16 protein-coding genes are annotated in these 17998 nt (G+C 67.7%); 7 read left to right on the plus strand and 9 right to left on the minus strand.

All coding sequences use genetic code 11. The features are described from left to right. Positions 1-7 precede the first annotated feature (7 nt). Genes J1902_RS01120 through J1902_RS01130 form a run of 3 tightly spaced genes read right to left on the minus strand, consistent with a single transcriptional unit; the run spans position 8 to position 3050 of the window. On the minus strand, positions 8-1189 hold the full coding sequence (locus tag J1902_RS01120) for an ABC transporter permease (RefSeq protein ID WP_207614344.1): 1182 nt from the start codon (positions 1187-1189) through the stop codon (positions 8-10). After that, the gene (locus J1902_RS01125; RefSeq protein ID WP_307794338.1) at positions 1186-1911 is read right to left on the minus strand and encodes an ABC transporter ATP-binding protein; all 726 of its coding nucleotides are present in this window, start codon (positions 1909-1911) and stop codon (positions 1186-1188) included. The genes J1902_RS01120 and J1902_RS01125 overlap by 4 nt, the downstream gene beginning before the upstream one ends. 2 nt (positions 1912-1913) lie before the next feature. Beyond that, positions 1914-3050: an efflux RND transporter periplasmic adaptor subunit gene (locus J1902_RS01130; RefSeq protein WP_207614345.1), complete on the minus strand. Its 1137-nt coding sequence runs from the start codon at positions 3048-3050 to the stop codon at positions 1914-1916. 136 nt (positions 3051-3186) lie between these two features. Here J1902_RS01130 and J1902_RS01135 point away from each other — a divergent pair, with 136 nt between their 5' ends. After that, positions 3187-4257 (plus strand): Gfo/Idh/MocA family protein, encoded by a 1071-nt coding sequence (locus tag J1902_RS01135; RefSeq protein ID WP_207614346.1) that lies wholly within the window; start codon positions 3187-3189, stop codon positions 4255-4257. Between the two features lie 36 nt (positions 4258-4293). Here J1902_RS01135 and J1902_RS01140 read toward each other — a convergent pair whose 3' ends face one another. Both J1902_RS01140 and J1902_RS01145 read right to left on the minus strand, forming a co-directional pair. Further along, entirely contained in the window at positions 4294-4737 is a 444-nt protein-coding gene (locus J1902_RS01140) for a DoxX family protein (RefSeq protein ID WP_207614347.1), read from the minus strand. Positions 4738-4879: 142 nt separating this feature from the next. Continuing rightward, positions 4880-7102, minus strand: coding sequence for an NADP-dependent isocitrate dehydrogenase (locus tag J1902_RS01145; RefSeq protein ID WP_207614348.1), 2223 nt, complete (start codon positions 7100-7102; stop codon positions 4880-4882). Positions 7103-7339: 237 nt separating this feature from the next. Here J1902_RS01145 and J1902_RS01150 point away from each other — a divergent pair, with 237 nt between their 5' ends. Beyond that, the gene (locus tag J1902_RS01150; protein ID WP_207614349.1) at positions 7340-8344 is read left to right on the plus strand and encodes a trypsin-like serine peptidase; all 1005 of its coding nucleotides are present in this window, start codon (positions 7340-7342) and stop codon (positions 8342-8344) included. 86 nt (positions 8345-8430) lie between these two features. On the opposite strand, the gene purH is transcribed toward J1902_RS01150, so the two are convergent. Further along, positions 8431-10101 carry a bifunctional phosphoribosylaminoimidazolecarboxamide formyltransferase/IMP cyclohydrolase gene (gene purH, locus J1902_RS01155; RefSeq protein ID WP_207614350.1) on the minus strand — a complete coding sequence of 557 codons (1671 nt, stop codon included), beginning with the start codon at positions 10099-10101 and terminating at the stop codon, positions 8431-8433. 180 nt (positions 10102-10281) lie between these two features. On the opposite strand from purH, the gene J1902_RS01160 reads away from it, so the two are divergent. From J1902_RS01160 to J1902_RS01170, 3 genes are read left to right on the plus strand one after another with little or no spacing between them, the layout of a single operon-like run. Continuing rightward, the gene (locus tag J1902_RS01160; protein ID WP_207614351.1) at positions 10282-11229 is read left to right on the plus strand and encodes an N-acetylglucosamine kinase; all 948 of its coding nucleotides are present in this window, start codon (positions 10282-10284) and stop codon (positions 11227-11229) included. Further along, complete coding sequence (gene murQ, locus J1902_RS01165) at positions 11204-12184, plus strand: N-acetylmuramic acid 6-phosphate etherase (RefSeq protein ID WP_307794339.1); 981 nt, start codon at positions 11204-11206, stop codon at positions 12182-12184. Before J1902_RS01160 ends, murQ begins: the two co-directional genes overlap by 26 nt. A 35-nt stretch (positions 12185-12219) precedes the next feature. Next, positions 12220-13572 (plus strand): MFS transporter, encoded by a 1353-nt coding sequence (locus J1902_RS01170; protein WP_207614352.1) that lies wholly within the window; start codon positions 12220-12222, stop codon positions 13570-13572. Positions 13573-13583: 11 nt separating this feature from the next. Here J1902_RS01170 and purN read toward each other — a convergent pair whose 3' ends face one another. After that, positions 13584-14147 (minus strand): phosphoribosylglycinamide formyltransferase, encoded by a 564-nt coding sequence (purN, locus tag J1902_RS01175; RefSeq protein WP_207614353.1) that lies wholly within the window; start codon positions 14145-14147, stop codon positions 13584-13586. 11 nt (positions 14148-14158) lie between these two features. Here purN and J1902_RS01180 point away from each other — a divergent pair, with 11 nt between their 5' ends. Continuing rightward, a complete protein-coding gene (locus J1902_RS01180) occupies positions 14159-14608 on the plus strand; it encodes a hypothetical protein (protein ID WP_207614354.1) in 450 nt (149 codons plus the stop codon). Positions 14609-14658: 50 nt separating this feature from the next. Here the strand turns inward: J1902_RS01180 and J1902_RS01185 are convergent, their stop codons facing one another. Beyond that, complete coding sequence (locus J1902_RS01185; protein WP_207614355.1) at positions 14659-15996, minus strand: cell division protein PerM; 1338 nt, start codon at positions 15994-15996, stop codon at positions 14659-14661. 111 nt (positions 15997-16107) lie between these two features. On the opposite strand from J1902_RS01185, the gene J1902_RS01190 reads away from it, so the two are divergent. Then, positions 16108-16569 carry a DUF4383 domain-containing protein gene (locus tag J1902_RS01190; RefSeq protein ID WP_207614356.1) on the plus strand — a complete coding sequence of 154 codons (462 nt, stop codon included), beginning with the start codon at positions 16108-16110 and terminating at the stop codon, positions 16567-16569. A 181-nt stretch (positions 16570-16750) separates the two neighbouring features. Here the strand turns inward: J1902_RS01190 and J1902_RS01195 are convergent, their stop codons facing one another. Continuing rightward, positions 16751-17797, minus strand: a complete 1047-nt coding sequence (locus tag J1902_RS01195) for a VOC family protein (protein WP_207614357.1) — start codon at positions 17795-17797, stop codon at positions 16751-16753. Between the last annotated feature and the right edge of the window lie 201 nt (positions 17798-17998).

Consider the following 17998-nt stretch of genomic DNA (forward strand, 5'->3'; position numbering starts at 1 on the left):
GCGGCAGTCAGAACCGGATAGCGTCGATCACCTTCACGCGCACTGCCACCAGCGCCGGGATGGCGCCAGCGAGTGCACCCACCAGGACGGCGGCGCCCAGGCCGAGGAGCGCCGCCTCCACGGGGAAGGCCGGGTACTGGCTGAGCGCGGGGGCAATCTTGGATTCAATCCAAGGATGCTTCACCACGGCAACGGCCAGCATCACGCCGGCCATCCCTGCCACGGCCGTCGCCACCACGGACTCCATCATGACGCCCACAAAGATGCGTCCGGAGGTGGCGCCGAAGCTGCGCCGGATGCCGATTTCCCGGACCCGGTAACGCACGGTGACCATGGAGATGTTCAGCATCCCCACGGCGCCGAGCAGCAGCACCAGCCCGGCGACGCCGCCCACGGCCAGCTGGGCGACGGCAAAGGGGTCCCCGTTCGCGGCGTAGTCCATCCGGTACGTGTCGGCATACATGTCCGGGAATTCGGTTTGGAGGTCGGCCTTGATCGCGTGGCGCAGGGCTTCGGCCTGGCCGTCCTGCACCCACACTTTGAAGTCACTGTGCGTGGGCTGGATTCCGGCGAGCGTGGCCCCGGCGCCCAGCATGAACGCCATGGGCGGGGATTCCGGGTAGTTGTCCGGTACGACGCCGATCACCACCGCCGTGGTTTCCTGCTCGCCGGTGATCTTCACCGTGGGGCTGCGGCCCAGGTCCGGGCGTCCGGCAGCGTTGTAGAAAGCTTCCGAGACGACGACGGCGGGTGCCAGCCTTTGGGCGTCATCCGCTGCGAACCACGAGCCACGCCGCAGCTCCACGCGGTGGATCACCCCGTAGCCCGGGTCCACCACAGTCACCTGCACCTGCTGCACTCCGCGGGGAAACTGGAAACCGCCCTGCGCCTGCCCCACATGGGTGGAGTAGGTGATTCCATAACGGCTGACGATCCCTTGGTAGGCCTTTTCGAGCCGCGCCGGGTCCGGCGGAGTGGGGCCATTGACGCTGAGCCCCAGGGTGGCCGTCCGGCCCCCGTTGCGTTCAGACATGGCCTTCATGCCTTCGCGGGCCAGGTTGCCCACACCCACCACGGAGGTCAGGGCGGCCACGGACAAGGCCACGCCCAGCAGTGCCAGCAGGATGCGGACCTTGTTGATCCGCAGTTCCTGCCAGGCTTCGACGAGCGTGGAGACGAAGCCGGTCATGCGCCTACCCCCGCCGTCTCATGGGCGTTCAGCCCGGCGTTCAACCCGGTCAGGACCCCGGCGTCGAGCCGGTAGCAGGCACAGGCCAGGGCTGCCACGTTGGCATCGTGGGTGATGGTCACCAGGGCGGCCGCCGTTTCGGTGGCCACGGTATCCAGGAGCGCCATGACGGCCTGGCCGGTTTCCACGTCCAGGGCACCGGTCGGTTCGTCGGCCAGGATGAGCCGCGGTCGGCGCACGAGTGCCCGGGCGATGGCCACCCGCTGCTGCTCGCCGCCGGAAAGCATGTTCGGCATGGTCCGGGCACGTCCGGCCAGGCCCACCCGGTCCAGCATGTCCATGGCGAGCTCGCGGCGGCGCCAGAAGTCCCGGCCCTTTGCATACAGGAGCGGGGTGATGACGTTGTCCAGGGCGCTCCGGCCCTGGAGCAGGTTGAACTGCTGGAACACGAAGCCCACGGTGGAGCCGCGCAGGCGTGCCCTGGCGTTGCCGCGCAGCTGCTGCACCGGGACGCCCTGGAAGTCCAGTTCACCTGAGGTCGGCACGTCCAGCAGGCCCAGCAGATTCAGCAGGGTGGACTTGCCGCAGCCGGAACGGCCGATGATGGCGGTGTGGTCGCCGCTGTGGACCTCGAAGTCCACGCCGCGCAGGATGTGCAGCTCTTGGTCGTCCGGCAGGACCACGCTCCGGGTGACGCCCCTGAGGTTGACGAGGGTCTCCACGATCAGCCGCCTGCCGGGCCGTACACGGCGCCGCCGGGACCTGCCATGCCGGGTCCCTGCATCTGCGCGGGAGCACCCGGCACGAATTCAAGGATCTGTTCACCCTCGGCCAGTCCGGAAACGACTTCCACCTTGGTGCCGTCGTTGAGGCCCAGGGCCACGGTGCGCTGTTCCGGGGCCGCGCCTTGAGCGCCGGCGCCGGCCAGCCATACGAGGCCTTCCTTGACGCTGCCCTTGACCGAAGTCAGCGGAACCGTCACAACATTCGTGGCCACGCCGGCGCTGACCGTCATGGTGGCCCCAAGCCCAGCGAAGACCTCGGTGCCGGACGGGATGGCGCAGCTCAGGGTCCCGGTGGCCGGTCCACCGTCCTGCGGGGCCCCGGCACCCGGGCCGGGGATGGCCACCGCTGCGGGGGCCGAGATTCCCGGCACGGACATGCCGACGCCGCCGGGGCCGCCAGCCGGGGTGGACGAGCCGCCGTCGTCGGACGCGTTGTTCTTGAGCGTCACTGCAGCGCACTGGAACGGTGCCGGGCCGCCCACCAGGGAGATCTCGGCCGAGCCGGGCTTCCCGAGCAGCCGGTACTGCTGGCCGGCGTTGACTGGACCTGAAACGGTGAAGGTGCCCGGGTCCACCTTGCCCACGGTCTCGCCGACGCTCAGCTGCTGGTCCTCCAGCACGGTCAGGGACTGCAGCTTGCCGTCAGCGGGTGCCACAACGTCGAAGTAGTCGTACACGGGCTTGGCGGGGGCCTGGTTTTCGCCGGCCTGGTTCCTGTCGGTCTGGGACGGGACCGCGGCGATCTGGCGCTGCCGTTCGGTGGCGATCTGGAAGAGGCGGTCCCCCTTGGTGACGGCGGCTCCCGGCTCCAGGAAGATATGCACCACTTTGCCTACCGCCGTGCTGCGGACGGCCACTGCGGCGTCGCCCTGCACGGTGGCCTTGATCTGCACCGTGTTGGTGACCGTGGCGCGGATTGCCGGGACCACGGGAGTGTCCACTTGGGCCATCGGACCTGGTTCGGAAGCTACCGGCTTCAAGCCGTCCACAAAGGCGATCTTGACCAGGGCAACTGCGATCACTGCGAAGACCAGCAACCATGCCACAGGCAAAATGACGCGACGAAAAATCCCCATCCCTGCTCCATTCGGTAACTCCCCACAGAACCTCTCTGCGAGGGATGATCCACCCAGCCTAGACGCAGGGCATGACAGAATTCACAATCCGTATGACTTGACGGGCTGGTGTTGGAAGGGTGAGAGGATGTCAGGCATGAGCCTGCATATCGCCAAGCCGTGGTTGTTCAGCCAGAGAAACCAGGACCCCCGCGCCGCCACCGGCAAGCGCCTGCGGTGGGGTGTCGTGTCCACCGGCGACATCGCCAACACGGTGTCCCAGGACCTCGCCCAGCTCGAGGATGCGGAACTCTACGCGGTCAGCTCCCGCCGCCAGGAAGCGGCGGATGCCTTTGCGGCGTCCCTGGGCTTCACCGCGGCGTACGGGGACGACGCCGGCGTGCCCGGCTACCAGCGGCTCGTGGACGACGAAAACGTGGACGTCGTCTACGTCGCCACCCCGCACGGCCAGCACTTCGAGATCGCCGGGGCCGCGCTCCGTGCCGGCAAGCACGTCCTGTGTGAAAAGGCGCTGACGATCAACGCCCGCGAAGCCGCCGAACTCGTCAAACTCGCCCGGGACCAGAAGGTGTTCCTCATGGAGGCGGTCTGGAGCCGGTTTCTGCCGAGCATGCAGCGCGCATTTTCCATTGCGGCGTCCGGGGAAATCGGCGACGTCCAGTGGGTCAGCGCCGATCTCGGTTTCCCGGCTCCGTACGATCCCTCGGCGCGCATCTGGGCGGTCAAGGACGGCGGCGGCGCCCTCCTGGACCTGACCATCTACCCGCTGCTGTGGGCACTGGGAACCCTGGGCTTCCCGCAGTCCGTCAGCGCTGTGGGCTCACTGAACGACGACGGCGTGGACACCCAGAATGCGCTGACCCTCGGCTACGCGGACGGCGCACAAGCCCAATTGACGTCTTCACTGGTGGCCCATGGACCCCGAACCGCCACGGTTGCCGGCAGCCTCGGCTACCTGCAGACGCACGGCTCGGCCAACAACCCGCGCGAGCTGCTGGTCCGCACGGGGTGGGACGAGCCGCGGACCGAACGGTTCGACGTCGTGGGCAGAGGCTACACCTATGAGCTGCGCGAGGTAACCCGCTGCGTGCAGCAGGGCCTCACGGAAAGCCCGGTCATGTCCTTGGACGATTCGCTCAACACGATGCGCCTGTTCGACGGCGTCCGGGCGCAGCTGGGAATCCGGTACCCGAACGACGCCCGCTGAAGCGTCCACCGGGGCACGGCAGAGTCAGCGGACCCTTCACGGACGGCGCGTCCCGGCCCCTTGCCGGGCCAGTTTCCGGTCCACGGACAGGGCGCCGGGCCCGATGAAGGCGAGGGCCACAGAAATCGCGATGTAGACGATCAGCAGCTCGGCGTTCACGCCGGGCCTGTCCGTGAGCAGGGGCTTGCCCACCTCGGTGACGAACCAGATTCCCCCGTAGAGGACGGCGGCCAGGAAGCCTGCCACGCGGGTCAGCGCGCCGAGGACCAGGAGCAGGCCGAGGCCCGTCTCGCCGGCGATCACCAGCCAGGCCATGAGCTCGGGTTTCTGCACGCCCATGGCCGCCACGGAGGCGGCGAAGGCTACGTGCCCGGCGGCGAGCTTCTGCAGCCCGTGCACCATGATCAGGGCGCCGAAGACCACCCGGAGGATGGTGGCGCCGCGGGCGGAGGACGTGGGGGACGGGTGAAGGAATTTCACCCGTCCCAATCTTCCATGCCCGGCGCCTCCTGCCAAGCACCGCGCGCCGTGCCCGCCAGCCACGAAAAAAACGCCCCGCTGCTCTTCGAGCGGCGGGGCGTTTCCTTTGCCCGCCCAGGCGTTAACCCGGGCTGGCTACACGCTACTTGCTCAGCGTGTCCAGGACCTTGTTGAACGTGGCCGAGGGGCGCATGATCTCGGCGGTCTTGGCTGCGTCCGGGCGGTAGTAGCCGCCCAGTTCGACGCCGGAGCCCTGGACAGCGTTCAGCTCGCCCACGATGGTGTCCTCGTTGGAGGTCAGCGCCTCGGCAACAGCGGAGAAGGCAGCTGCAAGCTCTGCATCGTCGCCCTGCTTGGCCAGTTCCTGGGCCCAGTACGTGGCCAGGTAGAAGTGGCTGCCGCGGTTGTCCAGATCGCCGACGCTTCGCTTGGGGGACTTGTCCTCCAGAAGGAACGTACCCGTGGCGCGGTCCAGCGTGTCGGCCAGGACCTGGGCGCGGGCGTTGCCCGTGGTGGTGGCAAGGTGCTCGAAGCTGACGGCCAGGGCCAGGAATTCACCCAGGCTGTCCCAGCGCAGGTGGTTTTCCTTGACCAGCTGCTGGACGTGCTTCGGAGCGGAGCCGCCTGCGCCGGTCTCGAAGAGGCCGCCGCCGTTGATCAGCGGGACCACGGAGAGCATCTTGGCGCTGGTGCCCAGTTCGAGGATCGGGAAGAGGTCCGTGAGGTAGTCGCGGAGCACGTTGCCGGTCACAGAGATGGTGTCTTCGCCCTTGCGGATGCGCTCCAGGGTGAAGGCCGTGGCGGCTTCCGGGGCCATGATTTCGATCTGCAGGCCCTCGGTGTCGTGGTCCTTGAGGTACTCACGCACCTTGGCGATCAGCTGGGCGTCGTGGGCGCGGCTCTTGTCCAGCCAGAACACGGCCGGGGTCTGGGAGGCGCGGGCACGGGTGACGGCCAGCTTGACCCAGTCGCGGACCGGGATGTCCTTGGTCTGGCAGGCGCGCCAGATGTCGCCCGAGGCAACTTCGTGTTCGATCAGGACCTTGCCGGAGCCGTCAACGAGCTGCACGGTGCCTGCGGCCTGGATCTCGAACGTCTTGTCGTGGCTGCCGTATTCCTCGGCAGCCTGGGCCATGAGGCCCACGTTCGGGACGGTGCCCATGGTGGTGGGATCGAACGCGCCGTGTGCACGGCAATCGTCGATCACGGTCTGGTACACGCCGGCGTAGCAGCTGTCCGGGATGACCGCGAGGGTGTCGGCTTCCTTGCCGTCCGGGCCCCACATGTGGCCGGAGGAACGGATCATGGCCGGCATGGAGGCGTCAACGATGATGTCGGACGGGACGTGGAGGCTGGTGATGCCCTTGTCGGAATCCACCATGGCCAGCGCCGGGCCTTCTTCGAGACCCTTGGCGATGGCTGCCTTGACGCCTTCGCGGACGTCTTCCGGCAGGTCTTCCAGGCCGTTGAGGATGGAGGCGAGGCCGTTGTTGGCGCTCAGGCCGGCGGCTGCGAGCTGCTTGCCGTATGTCTCGAACAGTTCGGAGAAGTAGGCCTGCACCACGTGGCCGAAGATGATGGGGTCCGAGACCTTCATCATGGTGGCCTTCAGGTGTGCCGAGAAGAGCACGCCCTCTTCCTTGGCGCGGAGCACCTGGGCTGCCAGGAACTCGTCCAGGGCGGAGGCGCGCAGCACGGTGCCGTCAACCACTTCGCCGGCCAGGACCGGGAAGCCCTTCTTGAGGACCTTGACGGTGCCGTCTTCACGGACCAACTGGATGGTGAGGGCGTCATCGGCGGCGATGACAACGGACTTCTCGTTGGAGCGGAAGTCGTTGGCGCCCATGGTGGCCACGTTGGTCTTGGACTCGGCGGTCCAGGCGCCCATGGAGTGCGGGTTCTGGCGGGCGTAGTTTTTGACCGACAGGGGTGCGCGGCGGTCGGAGTTGCCTTCGCGCAGGACCGGGTTCACAGCGGAGCCCTTGATCTTGTCGTAGCGGGAGCGGATGTCCGTCTCGGTGTCCGAGGAGGGGCTGTCCGGGTAGTCCGGCAGGGCGTAGCCCTGGGCCTGGAGCTCGGCGATGGCGGCCTTGAGCTGCGGGACGGAGGCGCTGATGTTGGGCAGCTTGATGATGTTGGCTTCCGGCTGCTTTGCCAGCTCGCCGAGTTCGGCCAGAGCGTTGCCGATCTGCTGGTCCTCGCTCAGGAAGTCGCCGAAGACGGCGATGATCCGGCCGGCCAGCGAGATGTCGCGGGTTTCGATTTCCACACCGGCGGTGGACGCGTAGGCCTCTACAATCGGCAGGAACGAATAGGTGGCCAGCATCGGCGCTTCGTCAGTGTGGGTATAGATAATCTTTGCCATTGGCGGGGCATCTCCCTGAAAGTCTGCAGATTTCAACGTCTCTAACTTACCCGAGGGGACCCCCTTGGCGCCTACCGGGGTTTCACGCACCCGCTTCCGTGACACGCCGCCTATCCGACAGTTGGATATCACAGCGCCTGGACATCTCTTTACAGCGTGTCATGCGTTCGGTAGCTTCAGTTCCGTCAGTGGGCAGGCTGGCCATCCTTTTACTCCACCCCGAAAGGCAGAAAAACTGTGACACGAACCAAGGCCCTGGCCACAAGCCTGTTGAGTCTTTCCGCCGCAGCACTGCTGGCCTTCGCGGGGACCAGTGCCGCAACCGCGGCCCCTTCCCCCGGCAACGACGCCGGCAGCGCCGTCGTCAGCAGCCAGGCGGCTTCGGACAGCGGCACTGCGTCGTACTGGACCGCCGACCGCATGAAGAACGCCACGTCCGGCGACGTCCTGGCGGACAAGGCCATGCAGCGAGGCCAGAATAAGCACCTCACGTCCCCGGCCGAGCAGGGCCCGGCCAGCACGGTCGAGGGCAAGCAGGCAGCGGCGGACCCCGCGGCGGCCAATGGCAGCACCGTCAGCCTCAAGGCCAACAAGGGCGAAAACCCCGTCAAGCACATCGGCAAGGTCTTTTTCACCCTCGGTGGCACCAACTACGTGTGCTCCGGCAACTCGGTCACGGCCGCGAACGAAAGCACCGTCTCCACCGCAGGCCACTGCCTGAACGAAGGCCCCGGCGCCTTCGCCACAAACTTCGCCTTCGTGCCGGCCTACCTCAACGGCGCGGCACCGTACGGGACGTGGACAGCGAAGGCGCTGTACGCCCCCACGCAGTGGGCATCCGACGGCAACATGCAGTACGACACCGGCTTCGCGGTCATGAACACCCTCCACGGCCAGACCCTCTCCGACGTCGTGGGCGCCTCCGGTGTCCAGTTCAACGCCGCCCGCGGCCTGAGCTACAAGGCCTTCGGCTACCCGGCAGCTCCGCCCTTCAACGGCCAGTCGCTCAAGAGCTGCTCCGGCACGGCCACGAAAGATCCCTACAACCCGCAGTTCAACAGCCAGGGAATCCCCTGCAACATGACCGGTGGTTCCTCGGGCGGTCCGTGGTTCATCGGCAACAGCTCCAGCGGCTACCAGAACTCCGTCAACAGCTACGGCTACGGCAGCAAATCCAAGATGTACGGCCCGTACTGGGGCACCGTGATCCAGCAGGCGTACAGCACGGCTTCGGCGTCGTAACCCGACGCTTGGGTTAAACGACGGCGGCCGTCCCCTTCCGGGGGCGGCCGCCGTTTGCGTTACTGGCTCCTGGAGGCGGTGGGGACTCAGTGGAAGAAGTGGCGTGCACCCGTGAAGTACATGGTGATGCCGGCAGCGTTGGCTGCTGCGATGACTTCCTCGTCCCGGACGGAACCGCCGGGCTGGACCACGGCGCGGACGCCGGCGTCGATGAGGATCTGCAGGCCGTCGGCGAACGGGAAGAACGCGTCGGATGCTGCCACGGCGCCGCGGGCTCGCTCGGGTGCACCGCTGGCGTCCGTGTTGGAGGCACCGCCGGCGCCTTCGACGTCGGACTCCACCGACACGCCCAGCGTGTTGGCGCGCTCCACGGCGAGCTTGCAGGAGTCCAGGCGGTTGACCTGGCCCATGCCGATGCCGACTGCAGCGCCGTTGCCGGCCAGCAGGATGGCGTTGGACTTGGCGGCACGGCAGGCGGTCCAGGCGAAAGCGAGATCGGCCAGGGTGGCGTCGTCGGCAGCTTCGCCGGCGGCGAGGGTCCAGTTGGCGGGGTTGTCGCCGTCGGCGTCCACCTTGTCGCTCATCTGGACGAGGACGCCGCCGGAGACCTGGCGCATTTCGGCCGGGTAGCGGCCGTAGCCCTCGGGCAGGGCGAGCAGGCGGATGTTCTTCTTCTTGGACAGGATCTCCACGGCTTCGGGCTCAAAGTCCGGGGCGATGACAACCTCGGTGAAGATGCCGGCCACGGTGGCGGCCATGGCGGCCGTGACCGTGCGGTTGGCTGCGATGACGCCGCCGAATGCGGAGACGGGATCGCAGGCGTGGGCTTTGGCGTGGGCGTCGGCGATCGGGTCAGCAGCGTCGGCGGAAGCAACGGCCACACCGCAGGGGTTGGCGTGCTTGATGATGGCCACGGCGGGCTCCGCGAAGTCGAATGCGGCGCGCAGGGCGGCGTCGGCGTCGACGAAGTTGTTGTAGCTCATGGCCTTGCCGTGCAGCTGGTCCGCCTGCGCGATGCCGGCCGGAGCGGCCTTATCCACGTACAGGGCGGCCTGCTGGTGCGGGTTTTCGCCGTAGCGCAGGGTCTCGGAGCGCTCCAGCGCCAGGCCGGCGTAGGCAGGCCAGTCTATGACGCCGTCGCCGTCTTCATCGAGGAACTGGCTGGCGGTCCAGGTGGCCACGGCGGTGTCGTACGTGGCAGTGTGGGCGAAGGCCTTCGCGGCCAGGCGGCGGCGGGTCTTCAGGTCAAAGCCACCTTCAGCCGCGGCGGTGACCACGGCGCCGTAGAAGTTCGGGTCCGTGACGATCGCGACGGCGGCGTGGTTCTTCGCGGCCGAACGCACCATCGCGGGGCCTCCGATGTCGATCTGCTCGACGACGTCGTCCTGCGCTGCGCCGGACTTGACGGTCTCGACGAACGGGTAGAGGTTCACCACCACGAGGTCGAAGGGTTCGATCTCCATGGAGGCCAGGGTCTCCATGTGGGCCGGGACGCGGCGGTCGGCCAGGATGCCGCCGTGGACGCGCGGGTGCAGGGTCTTGACGCGGCCGTCGAGCATTTCCGGGGAGCCGGTGACTTCTTCGACTTCCTTGACCGGGATGCCGGCGGCGGCGATCTTCTTGGCGGTGGAGCCGGTGGAGACGATGGCGACGCCGGCTGCATGCAGGCCCTTTGCGAGCTCCTCCAGTCCCGTCTTGTCGTATACCGAGATCAGTGCACGGCGGATGGGAACACGGTCAAGCTGCGTCAGGCTCACAAAAGTCTCCGTCTTATATCGCGGGATTCCGCGGTTGGTGGGGATAGGCCCAAGTTTATCGTGTTTCGCGCTTGCTCCCGCTTGGGGTGCGTTGCGAGGCCCGCTCCACGCGCCTCGGGGGCTTCCGGGGACGTAGAGCGGGCCTCGCAACGCAGGAAAGGCAGGAAGTAGGGTTGTGCCATGGAAGCCACAGCAGTCGTCCTGGTTGCCGACGTCGGCAAGAGCCGTTGCCGCGTCGAGCTGCGCAGCGGGAGCGAAATCATCGGGACCGCGGACCAGCACGGCATCCCCGGAGTGCACCTCGAGGACGGCGCGCGCACCGCCTTTGCGCTCCTGCTGGACACCGTTTCGATGCTTCCGCCCGGGCTCCCCATCAGCACGCTCACGGGGATCGGCGCCGCCGTCGCTGGCGTGGAGGCGTCCGCGGAGAACTCACGCGAGCTGGCCCGGCTGCTCACGGAACGCTTCAGTGTCCCCGCCGCGGTCCTCTCCGATGCCACCGCCGCACAGCTCGGCGCCCTGCAGGGCGCGGCGGGGACCATCCTGATTGTGGGCACCGGGGCAGTGGCCTTTCGCTTCGACGACGCCGGCACCCTCCACCGCGCCGACGGCTGGGGTCCGTTGCTGGGCGACCGCGGCAGCGGCCGCTGGATCGGCCAGCAGGGTCTGCAGGCGGTCCTGCAGGCGCACGACGGCGGCCCGGCCACAACGCTGCTGGCCGCGGCCGGCGCGCTGGTCGAGTCCCCCGAAATGCTGCCCGCCTGGCTGGCCGGTTCCGACAACCCCGCCCGGACCATGGCGCGTTTCGCCCCGCTGGTGCTGCACGCCGCGGAGGCGGGCGACGCCGTCGCGCGCGGAATCGTGGACGAGGCCTGCGGCATTCTGACCCGGACCGTGGTGCGGGCCGCAGGGGAGGCGTCCGCCGCCGAACGGCGCGTGGCGCTGCTCGGCGGAGTGGTCGGCTCTGCGTTCTTCGCAGGCCTCTTGCGGAACTCCCTCGCTTCGGCTGGGATTGAGGTGGTGGCGGCCCTGGGCGATGGCCTGGACGGCGCCGCCCTCGCTGCGACGCGCCGCGGGCTCCTGCAGGAAAGGTACATCCACCGTGACGGAACAAACTGGCCCGACTAGCGACCCCACAGGCGAAGCACCCGGCGAAGGGCCCGACCGGCTCGAGGGGCTGCGCACCGTGCTCGCGGGGCTGCAGACCGAGGCCGCCGCACCCGGCCTGAGCGAGCTGGACATCATGGGCACCGAGGAACTCGTGGCCGCGATGAACGCGCACAACAGCGGGGTTCCCGCCGCCGTCGAGCGGGCCAGCGAGCAGATCGCGAAAACGGTCGACGCCGTGGCGGAGCGGCTCGCGCGCGGCGGCCGGCTGTTCTACGTGGGAGCCGGCACGGCCGGGCGCTTGGGCGTGCTCGACGCGAGCGAATGCCCGCCCACCTTCGGCACTCCCCCGGGGCTCGTCGTCGGGCTCATCGCCGGCGGCCCGCAAGCCATCCAGAAGCCGGTGGAATACGCCGAGGACAATGCCACGTCCGGTGCGCGGGACCTGCACGACGCCGGGATCGGCGAGGCGGACGCCGTCGTCGGGATTTCGGCGTCGGGCCGCACGCCCTACGTGATCGGCGCGCTCGAGGAGGCCCGGAGCAAGGGGGCGTTCACGGCGTCGCTGGCGTGCAATCCCGGCTCGGCCATCAGCCATCTGGCGGATGTCGCCATCGAGGTGGTGGTGGGTCCCGAGTTCGTGGCCGGTTCCACCCGGCTCAACGCCGGCACCGCGCAGAAGCTGGTGCTCAACATGATCAGCACCCTCACCATGGTGAAGCTCGGTAAGACCTACGGCAACCTCATGGTGGATCTGCGGGCCACGAACGACAAGCTGCTCGCGCGTTCCCAGCGGACGGTGCAGCACGCCACCGGGGTCGACACGCACGAGGCCACGAAGGCGCTCGACGCCGTGGGCGGCTCGGTCAAGGCCGCCATCCTGGTGCTCCTGACGGGGATCGAGCCCGGCCAGGCCAAGGGTGCGCTGGACGAGGCCGGCGGATTCCTCCGGAAAGCGATAGAAAACCATCGCTGACACATCCTGCGCCTAAGGTTTATGCAGGAGGGGAAATGAATACGTACACAACCGTGCCCAGCGGCGAACATGTGGTGCAGGAACTGCCGTGGCGGTGGAAGGTCCAGGGCAAGATCTTCCTGATCGGCGGCCTGGGCTTCATGTTCGACGCCTGGGACGTGACGCTCAACGGGATCCTGATTCCCCTTTTATCCAAGCACTGGTCTCTACAGCCCGCCGACGCCGCCTGGATCGGCACGGCCAACCTGATCGGCATGGCGCTGGGCGCCTTCGCCTGGGGCACCATCGCGGACACCATCGGGCGCAAGATGGCGTTCACGGCCACCCTCCTGATTTTCTCCATCTTCACGGTGCTCGGTGCGCTGGCCCCGGACATCGTGTGGTTCTGCGTCTTCCGCTTCATGGCCGGCTTCGGCCTGGGCGGCTGCATCCCCGTGGACTATGCGCTGGTGGGCGAATTCACCCCCCGCAAGCAGCGCGGCAAGGTGCTGACGGCCATGGACGGATGGTGGCCGGTGGGCGCTGCCCTGTGCGGCTTCGTCTCGGCCGGACTGGTGGCGGCCTTCGCCGACTGGCGGCTCACCATGCTGGTCATGGTGCTGCCGGCCCTGCTGGTGTTCTGGGTGCGCCGCAGCGTGCCCGAGTCCCCGCTGTTCCTGATCCGCAAGGGCCGCCGGAATGAGGCCGCCGAGGTGATCGACGGCCTGGTCCGCGCCACCGGCGCCGAACCGCGCGCCTACAGCCTGCCCGAACCCCAGGACGTGCCGCGCCTCTCTGCCGGCAGCGTCTGGGGCCAGTTGCGCCGCGTCTGGCAGTTCAACTGGAAGATCACGACGGCGGCCTGGGCTTTGTTCTTCAGCATCCTCTTGGTCTACTACCTGTCCCTGACCTGGATGCCGAGAATCCTGATCGGCGCCGGCTTCGAGGAGTACAAAGCCTTCCTGACCACGGCAGGCATGGCGGCCGTGGGCCTGCTGGGCGTAGTGGTGGCCGCGCTGCTCGTGGAACAGGTGGGCCGCAAGTGGGTCCTGGCCATCACCGGGCCGCTATCCGCCGTCACCCTGGTGATTGTGGCGTTCGTGGTGGACATCCCGACGGCCGCGGTGTTCTGGCTGCTCGTGTTCGGCTTCGTGGTGCAGGTGGCCATCCCGGTGCTGTACGCCTACGTGTCCGAGCTCTACCCCACCGAGCTGCGCGGCTCCGGCTTCGGCTGGGCCTCCACGTTCTCGCGGATCGGGGCAGGCCTGGGGCCGCTGGTGTTCGCCTCGTACTTCTGGCCCGAGCTCGGCCTGGCCACGTCCTTTGCCCTCGCGGGCGGGCTGGTCCTGCTCGCCGTGCTGTGGATGGCGTTCTTCTCCCCGGAGACCAAGCAGCGCGAGCTCGGTTGAGCGGGGGCTGCCTACTCCGCGGCGAGCTGCGCCAAGGTGGAGAGCAGCAGGCGCCGCTCCACCACCTTGATGCGTTCGTGCAGGGTATCCTCGGTGTCGTCGGGCTCAACAACCACGGCTTCCTGGGCGATGATGGGGCCGGTGTCCACGCCGGCGTCGGCCCAGTGCACGGTGCAGCCGGTGACCTTCACACCGTAGGCCATGGCATCGCGGACGCCGTGGGCGCCGGGGAAGGCCGGCAGCAGGGCCGGGTGGGTGTTGAGGTACTTGCCGTTGAAGGCATCGATGAAGTCCGCGCTGACGATCCTCATGAAACCGGAGGACACCACCACGTCCGGGCTGTAGGACGCCACTTTTTCCGTCAGCGCCGTGTCCCATTCAGCGCGCGTGGGGAACGAGTTGAAGTTCACCACGAACGTTTCCAGCCCGGCCTCGTCGGACCGCTCCACGCCGTAGGTGTCCGGACGGTCTGCGCCCACCGCCGCGATGTCGACGTCCAGCTCACCGGACTTCACGGCGTCGATGACGGACTGGAGATTGGAACCGGTGCCGGAGACGAGGACAACTATGCGCATTGCACTAGCTTATGGTCGGCTCGCGTAGGCTGGAAAACATGAATCCCGACGGCGGCCCCCGGCCGAGCCAGCACCCGCTCAGCGAAGCAGCCAAATCCACCCTGGCCATGACCCAGAGGCTCTTCCGGATCTTCCTGCTGACGGTGCTGGGATCGTTCTTCGTTTTCTCGCTCAACGTCAGCTACGTGTGGCTGAGCGCCATCCTGACGTTGGCCGGCGGCGTGCTGGGCGTGGTGGTCCTGGTCCGCACAGTGAAGCTCAAGCAGCCGCGGCTGGTGCTGTTCGGCACCATCTCCGGGCTGGTGGTGGTGGCCGTGATGACCCTGCTCGTCGTGACCACGCTGCTCTTCTACAAGCAAGTGGTCACGTACCAGGACTGCGCCCGTGGCGCCCTGACGGAATCGGCCAAGACGCAGTGCACCACCGAGCTCGAAAAGTCGATGCCCGGCCAGCTGCGCTGAACCGCGCCAGGCTGCACTGACCCTGAAAAGCCCGAGGTGACCTTCCCGCCTCAGGCGCGGTCGGCGTCGTGCACTGCAGCGTCCAGGTCCGCTTCCCGCAGCTTCTGCCGGTGTTCCAGCCAGGGTCCTGCCGCGTAGCCGATCACGACGCCGATGCCCACCTCGGCGGCCACCCAGACGGCCGTCCACAGCGGGTCCGGGCCGATTTCCGTGAGGCGGCCGATGCCGGCGGAGCCGCGGGCGATCCACGCGAGGGCGCCGCTCAGCAGGCCGGCAGACGCGCCGATCAGCACGCCGAGGACCACGGTCGACGCCGCGGCGGTGAACCAGCGCGCCTTGACCTTGATGGAGAGCCATTCGTCGAAGTGGTTCTCGCCTGCGCGCAGGAACCACCAGCCGGCCAGGACGCCGGCCACCACCGGCAGCGCGAGGGCCATGCCGCCGAGATCGAGCTGCCCGGCCGGCAACGCGCCGAACACCGGGACGGCAGGCAAGGGCCCGACGGCGGTGCCCAGCGGTCCGGCGTGCGAGCCGACCCCGAGCGAGAAGCCGGCGCCGGAGGACCAGGCCAGGGTGAAGACCACAAGGTTGGGCAGGAAGCCGAGCTGCGCGATGGTCAGCACGGCACCGCCCAAGGCGCCGGCCTTGAGGCCCTCGTAGACGGCGATGATGTCCGTCCAGTGGATCACGAGGTCCACCGTGAGGAGCAGTGCCGCGAGCGAGAGCGCGGCCATCAGGGCCACGAACCCTGCCATGGCGGCCGAACCCAGGTACGAGCCGGCCCAGCGCGAATGCTGGCTGGTGCGCGCAAGCCACGCGACGGCGTCGACGCCGATCAGCCGGCTCCAGGAACCTGCCTCGCGGCGGGCGCCGATCACCATGCCCAGGCCGAAGGAGATCAGCGGCAGGCTCATGGCGTACAGGAGGTTGATGGAGATATCTGAGGTGCGGCAGATGAAGGCGGTGGCGGCGCCGAAGGCCGAATACACCAGCAAGGCGCCCAGGAAGGCCTGCCAGAGCTGGTCCGTGTATGAGGCCCTGGCCAGGCGGCGGCCGGCCCGCCAGGCCAGCAGGAACGGGATGAGGGTGAGTCCCAGCGGGATCAGGGACAGCAGCCCGGTGCCGGACTGGCCGGCCGTGCCGAGGCCGGCGTTGGCCGAGGCCAGATGCAGGGGGACGCCGTGAATGAGCAGCCAGGCCTGCCCCGCCAGGCGGGCCAGGGAATCGACGTTGCGGTTCTGGAAGCCGTCGGTCACCCAGACCCCCACCAGGGGCAGGACCACAATGAGGGCGGAGATGATGACTGCCTGCGCGGATTCGAAGGCCCCCTGGAGCCACAGGGGCATCGGGATTCCATGGTTTCCGGTCTGATCAGCGCGCAGTTTCATCGTGTCCTATCGTGCCACGCTTTCCGCGCTGCCCCTCCGGCCGCCCCAGAGCTTTTTCGATAAAGCAGACGTAAAATTGGAGTGTTCGCAATAGGTGGATGGAGGGTACACATGTCTACCGCAGCTCCACATGCACACGGCGTTCACTTCGGACGTCTCGACATCCAGAACGTCGGCATGGGCGTAGGTATTCTGATGATCGTGGTGGGTGTTCTCGGATTCGTTCCGGGCATCACCATGCAGTACGGGGAATTGCAGTTCCTCGGGCCTGATTCGCACGCAATGTTCCTGGGACTGTTCCAGGTGTCCATGCTGCTCAACATTGTGCAGCTGGCCATCGGCGCAACAGGCTGGGCCATGTCCCGCACCGGGACGGGCGCGCGGAATTTCCTGATGGCCTTCGGGGCCCTGTACATCGTGCTCAGCGTGTACGGACTCAGTGTCCCAGTGGATTCGGCGGCCAACTTCCTGTCGCTGAACGCTGCTGGCAACTGGACGCACATGGTACTGGGCGTTCTGATGATCGCCGCCGGCTGGATGTTTTCACGGCATCTGGCTGACGAGAAGAAATAGACCCGGATCAAGGCAGACCGGGATTCCAGGAGCGGCCAATGGATGAGACTCACAGCGATTCTGAATAGTCGTAACCAGTGGCTGGTGCAGTCCTGCTGACAAATTTGCAGGGGGCTGCGCCAGCCTTCTTTGTGTCCGGCGGTTTGCCTTATGGTGAGTGCCCGACGGCGGGTGGCCGGGTTCAGCGGTCCGGCACCACAAGCTCGGCGCTGGTCACGTACTCCATGGCCTTGATGAACTCCGGCTGGCCGGCCCGCGCGTAGGCTTCTTCTTCGCTCAGTGCCGCGACCCGGCAGTGGATCCACCAGAGGTTCCCGAAGGGATCCCGGACCCGGCCCACCTTTTCTCCCCAAAACATCTCCGTCATGTTCGTCACCGCCGTGGCACCCGCGGCAAGCGCAGCCGCAAAGGTGGCGTCGCCGTCGTCGACGTAGACGCGGAGAAACGCCGGCGTCGGGGGCCAGTCCCGGCGGGAGTCGAACGCGAGGACGTTGGAATCGCCGATGCGGGCCTCTGCGTGCCCGATCGATCCGTCCTCCATGGGAACGCGGAAGGCCTCCTGGGCGCCGAAGGCCGCGGTGATGAAGTCGAGGACGCCTGCGGTGCTGTGGGAGATGATCCAGGGTTCAACTGAGCGGTAGCCCGCCGGGACCGCGGTGACTCCCGCCGCCCGTTTGATTGGAGCCATCGTGCGGACCAGTTCGGGACCGTCGTCCGGGTTGTTCGGCTGGCCCGTCATGTGCCGGTGGAGGGAGTCGATGGCGTACTCCATGCCCGCAGCGTATTCCGGAGCCTGCCAGCGGCGGCCGGCCTCTTCCTCGCTGACGTCCTCCATGTGGGACATGATCCACCAGACATTCCCCAGCGGGTCCTGGATGCGCGCGCCGCGGTCGCCCCAGGCGCTGTTGTCCAGCACCGAAACTGTGGTGGCACCCGCGGAGAGGGCGGCGTGGAAGGCGGCATCGGCGTCGTCGACGTACACGCGAAGGTACGACGGCGTGGCGGGCCAATGCGGCCGGGCGTCGAAGGCGAGGACTACTGAATCGCCGAGGCGCGCTTCCGCGTGCCCGATGGTTCCGTCCTCGCCCACCACGCGGTCGATCTCCTGCGCGCCGAATGCCACGGAGATGAATTCGAAGAGGGCCTTGGTGTCCCGGGTGATGAGCCAAGGGCTGACGCTGGAGTAGCCGTCCGGAACTGTGCTGATGGTGGGGTCTGCCGCGGTCATGGCTGGTCCTCTGCGTTGGGGTTCCTGAACTTCAGCATACGGACAATTCAGGTCAATTCATGTCTGCATCCTGCCGCGCGTTTGCCCTTCGAGCCGTGTGGTCTTTCGCCGGACGGCTGCCGCGCAGATTGCACGCAAAATTGCTGGATTTCCAGCCCCGGCAGAACAAGACTGTGTACACGAACGGGCGATTGGCCTACG

Source organism: Arthrobacter cavernae, assembly GCF_017368795.1.
GTDB classification, from domain to species: domain Bacteria; phylum Actinomycetota; class Actinomycetes; order Actinomycetales; family Micrococcaceae; genus Arthrobacter; species Arthrobacter cavernae.

Coding starts and splice junctions, on each gene's coding strand:
- J1902_RS01120 (WP_207614344.1), bottom strand. CDS start 1,189: ATGACCGGCTTCGTCTCCACGCTCGTCGAAGCCTGGCAGGAACTGCGG.
- J1902_RS01130 (WP_207614345.1), bottom strand. CDS start 3,050: ATGGGGATTTTTCGTCGCGTCATTTTGCCTGTGGCATGGTTGCTGGTC.
- J1902_RS01135 (WP_207614346.1), top strand. CDS start 3,187: ATGAGCCTGCATATCGCCAAGCCGTGGTTGTTCAGCCAGAGAAACCAG.
- J1902_RS01145 (WP_207614348.1), bottom strand. CDS start 7,102: ATGGCAAAGATTATCTATACCCACACTGACGAAGCGCCGATGCTGGCC.
- J1902_RS01160 (WP_207614351.1), top strand. CDS start 10,282: ATGGAAGCCACAGCAGTCGTCCTGGTTGCCGACGTCGGCAAGAGCCGT.
- J1902_RS01170 (WP_207614352.1), top strand. CDS start 12,220: ATGAATACGTACACAACCGTGCCCAGCGGCGAACATGTGGTGCAGGAA.
- purN (WP_207614353.1), bottom strand. CDS start 14,147: ATGCGCATAGTTGTCCTCGTCTCCGGCACCGGTTCCAATCTCCAGTCC.
- J1902_RS01180 (WP_207614354.1), top strand. CDS start 14,159: ATGGTCGGCTCGCGTAGGCTGGAAAACATGAATCCCGACGGCGGCCCC.
- J1902_RS01185 (WP_207614355.1), bottom strand. CDS start 15,996: ATGAAACTGCGCGCTGATCAGACCGGAAACCATGGAATCCCGATGCCC.
- J1902_RS01190 (WP_207614356.1), top strand. CDS start 16,108: ATGTCTACCGCAGCTCCACATGCACACGGCGTTCACTTCGGACGTCTC.
- J1902_RS01195 (WP_207614357.1), bottom strand. CDS start 17,797: ATGACCGCGGCAGACCCCACCATCAGCACAGTTCCGGACGGCTACTCC.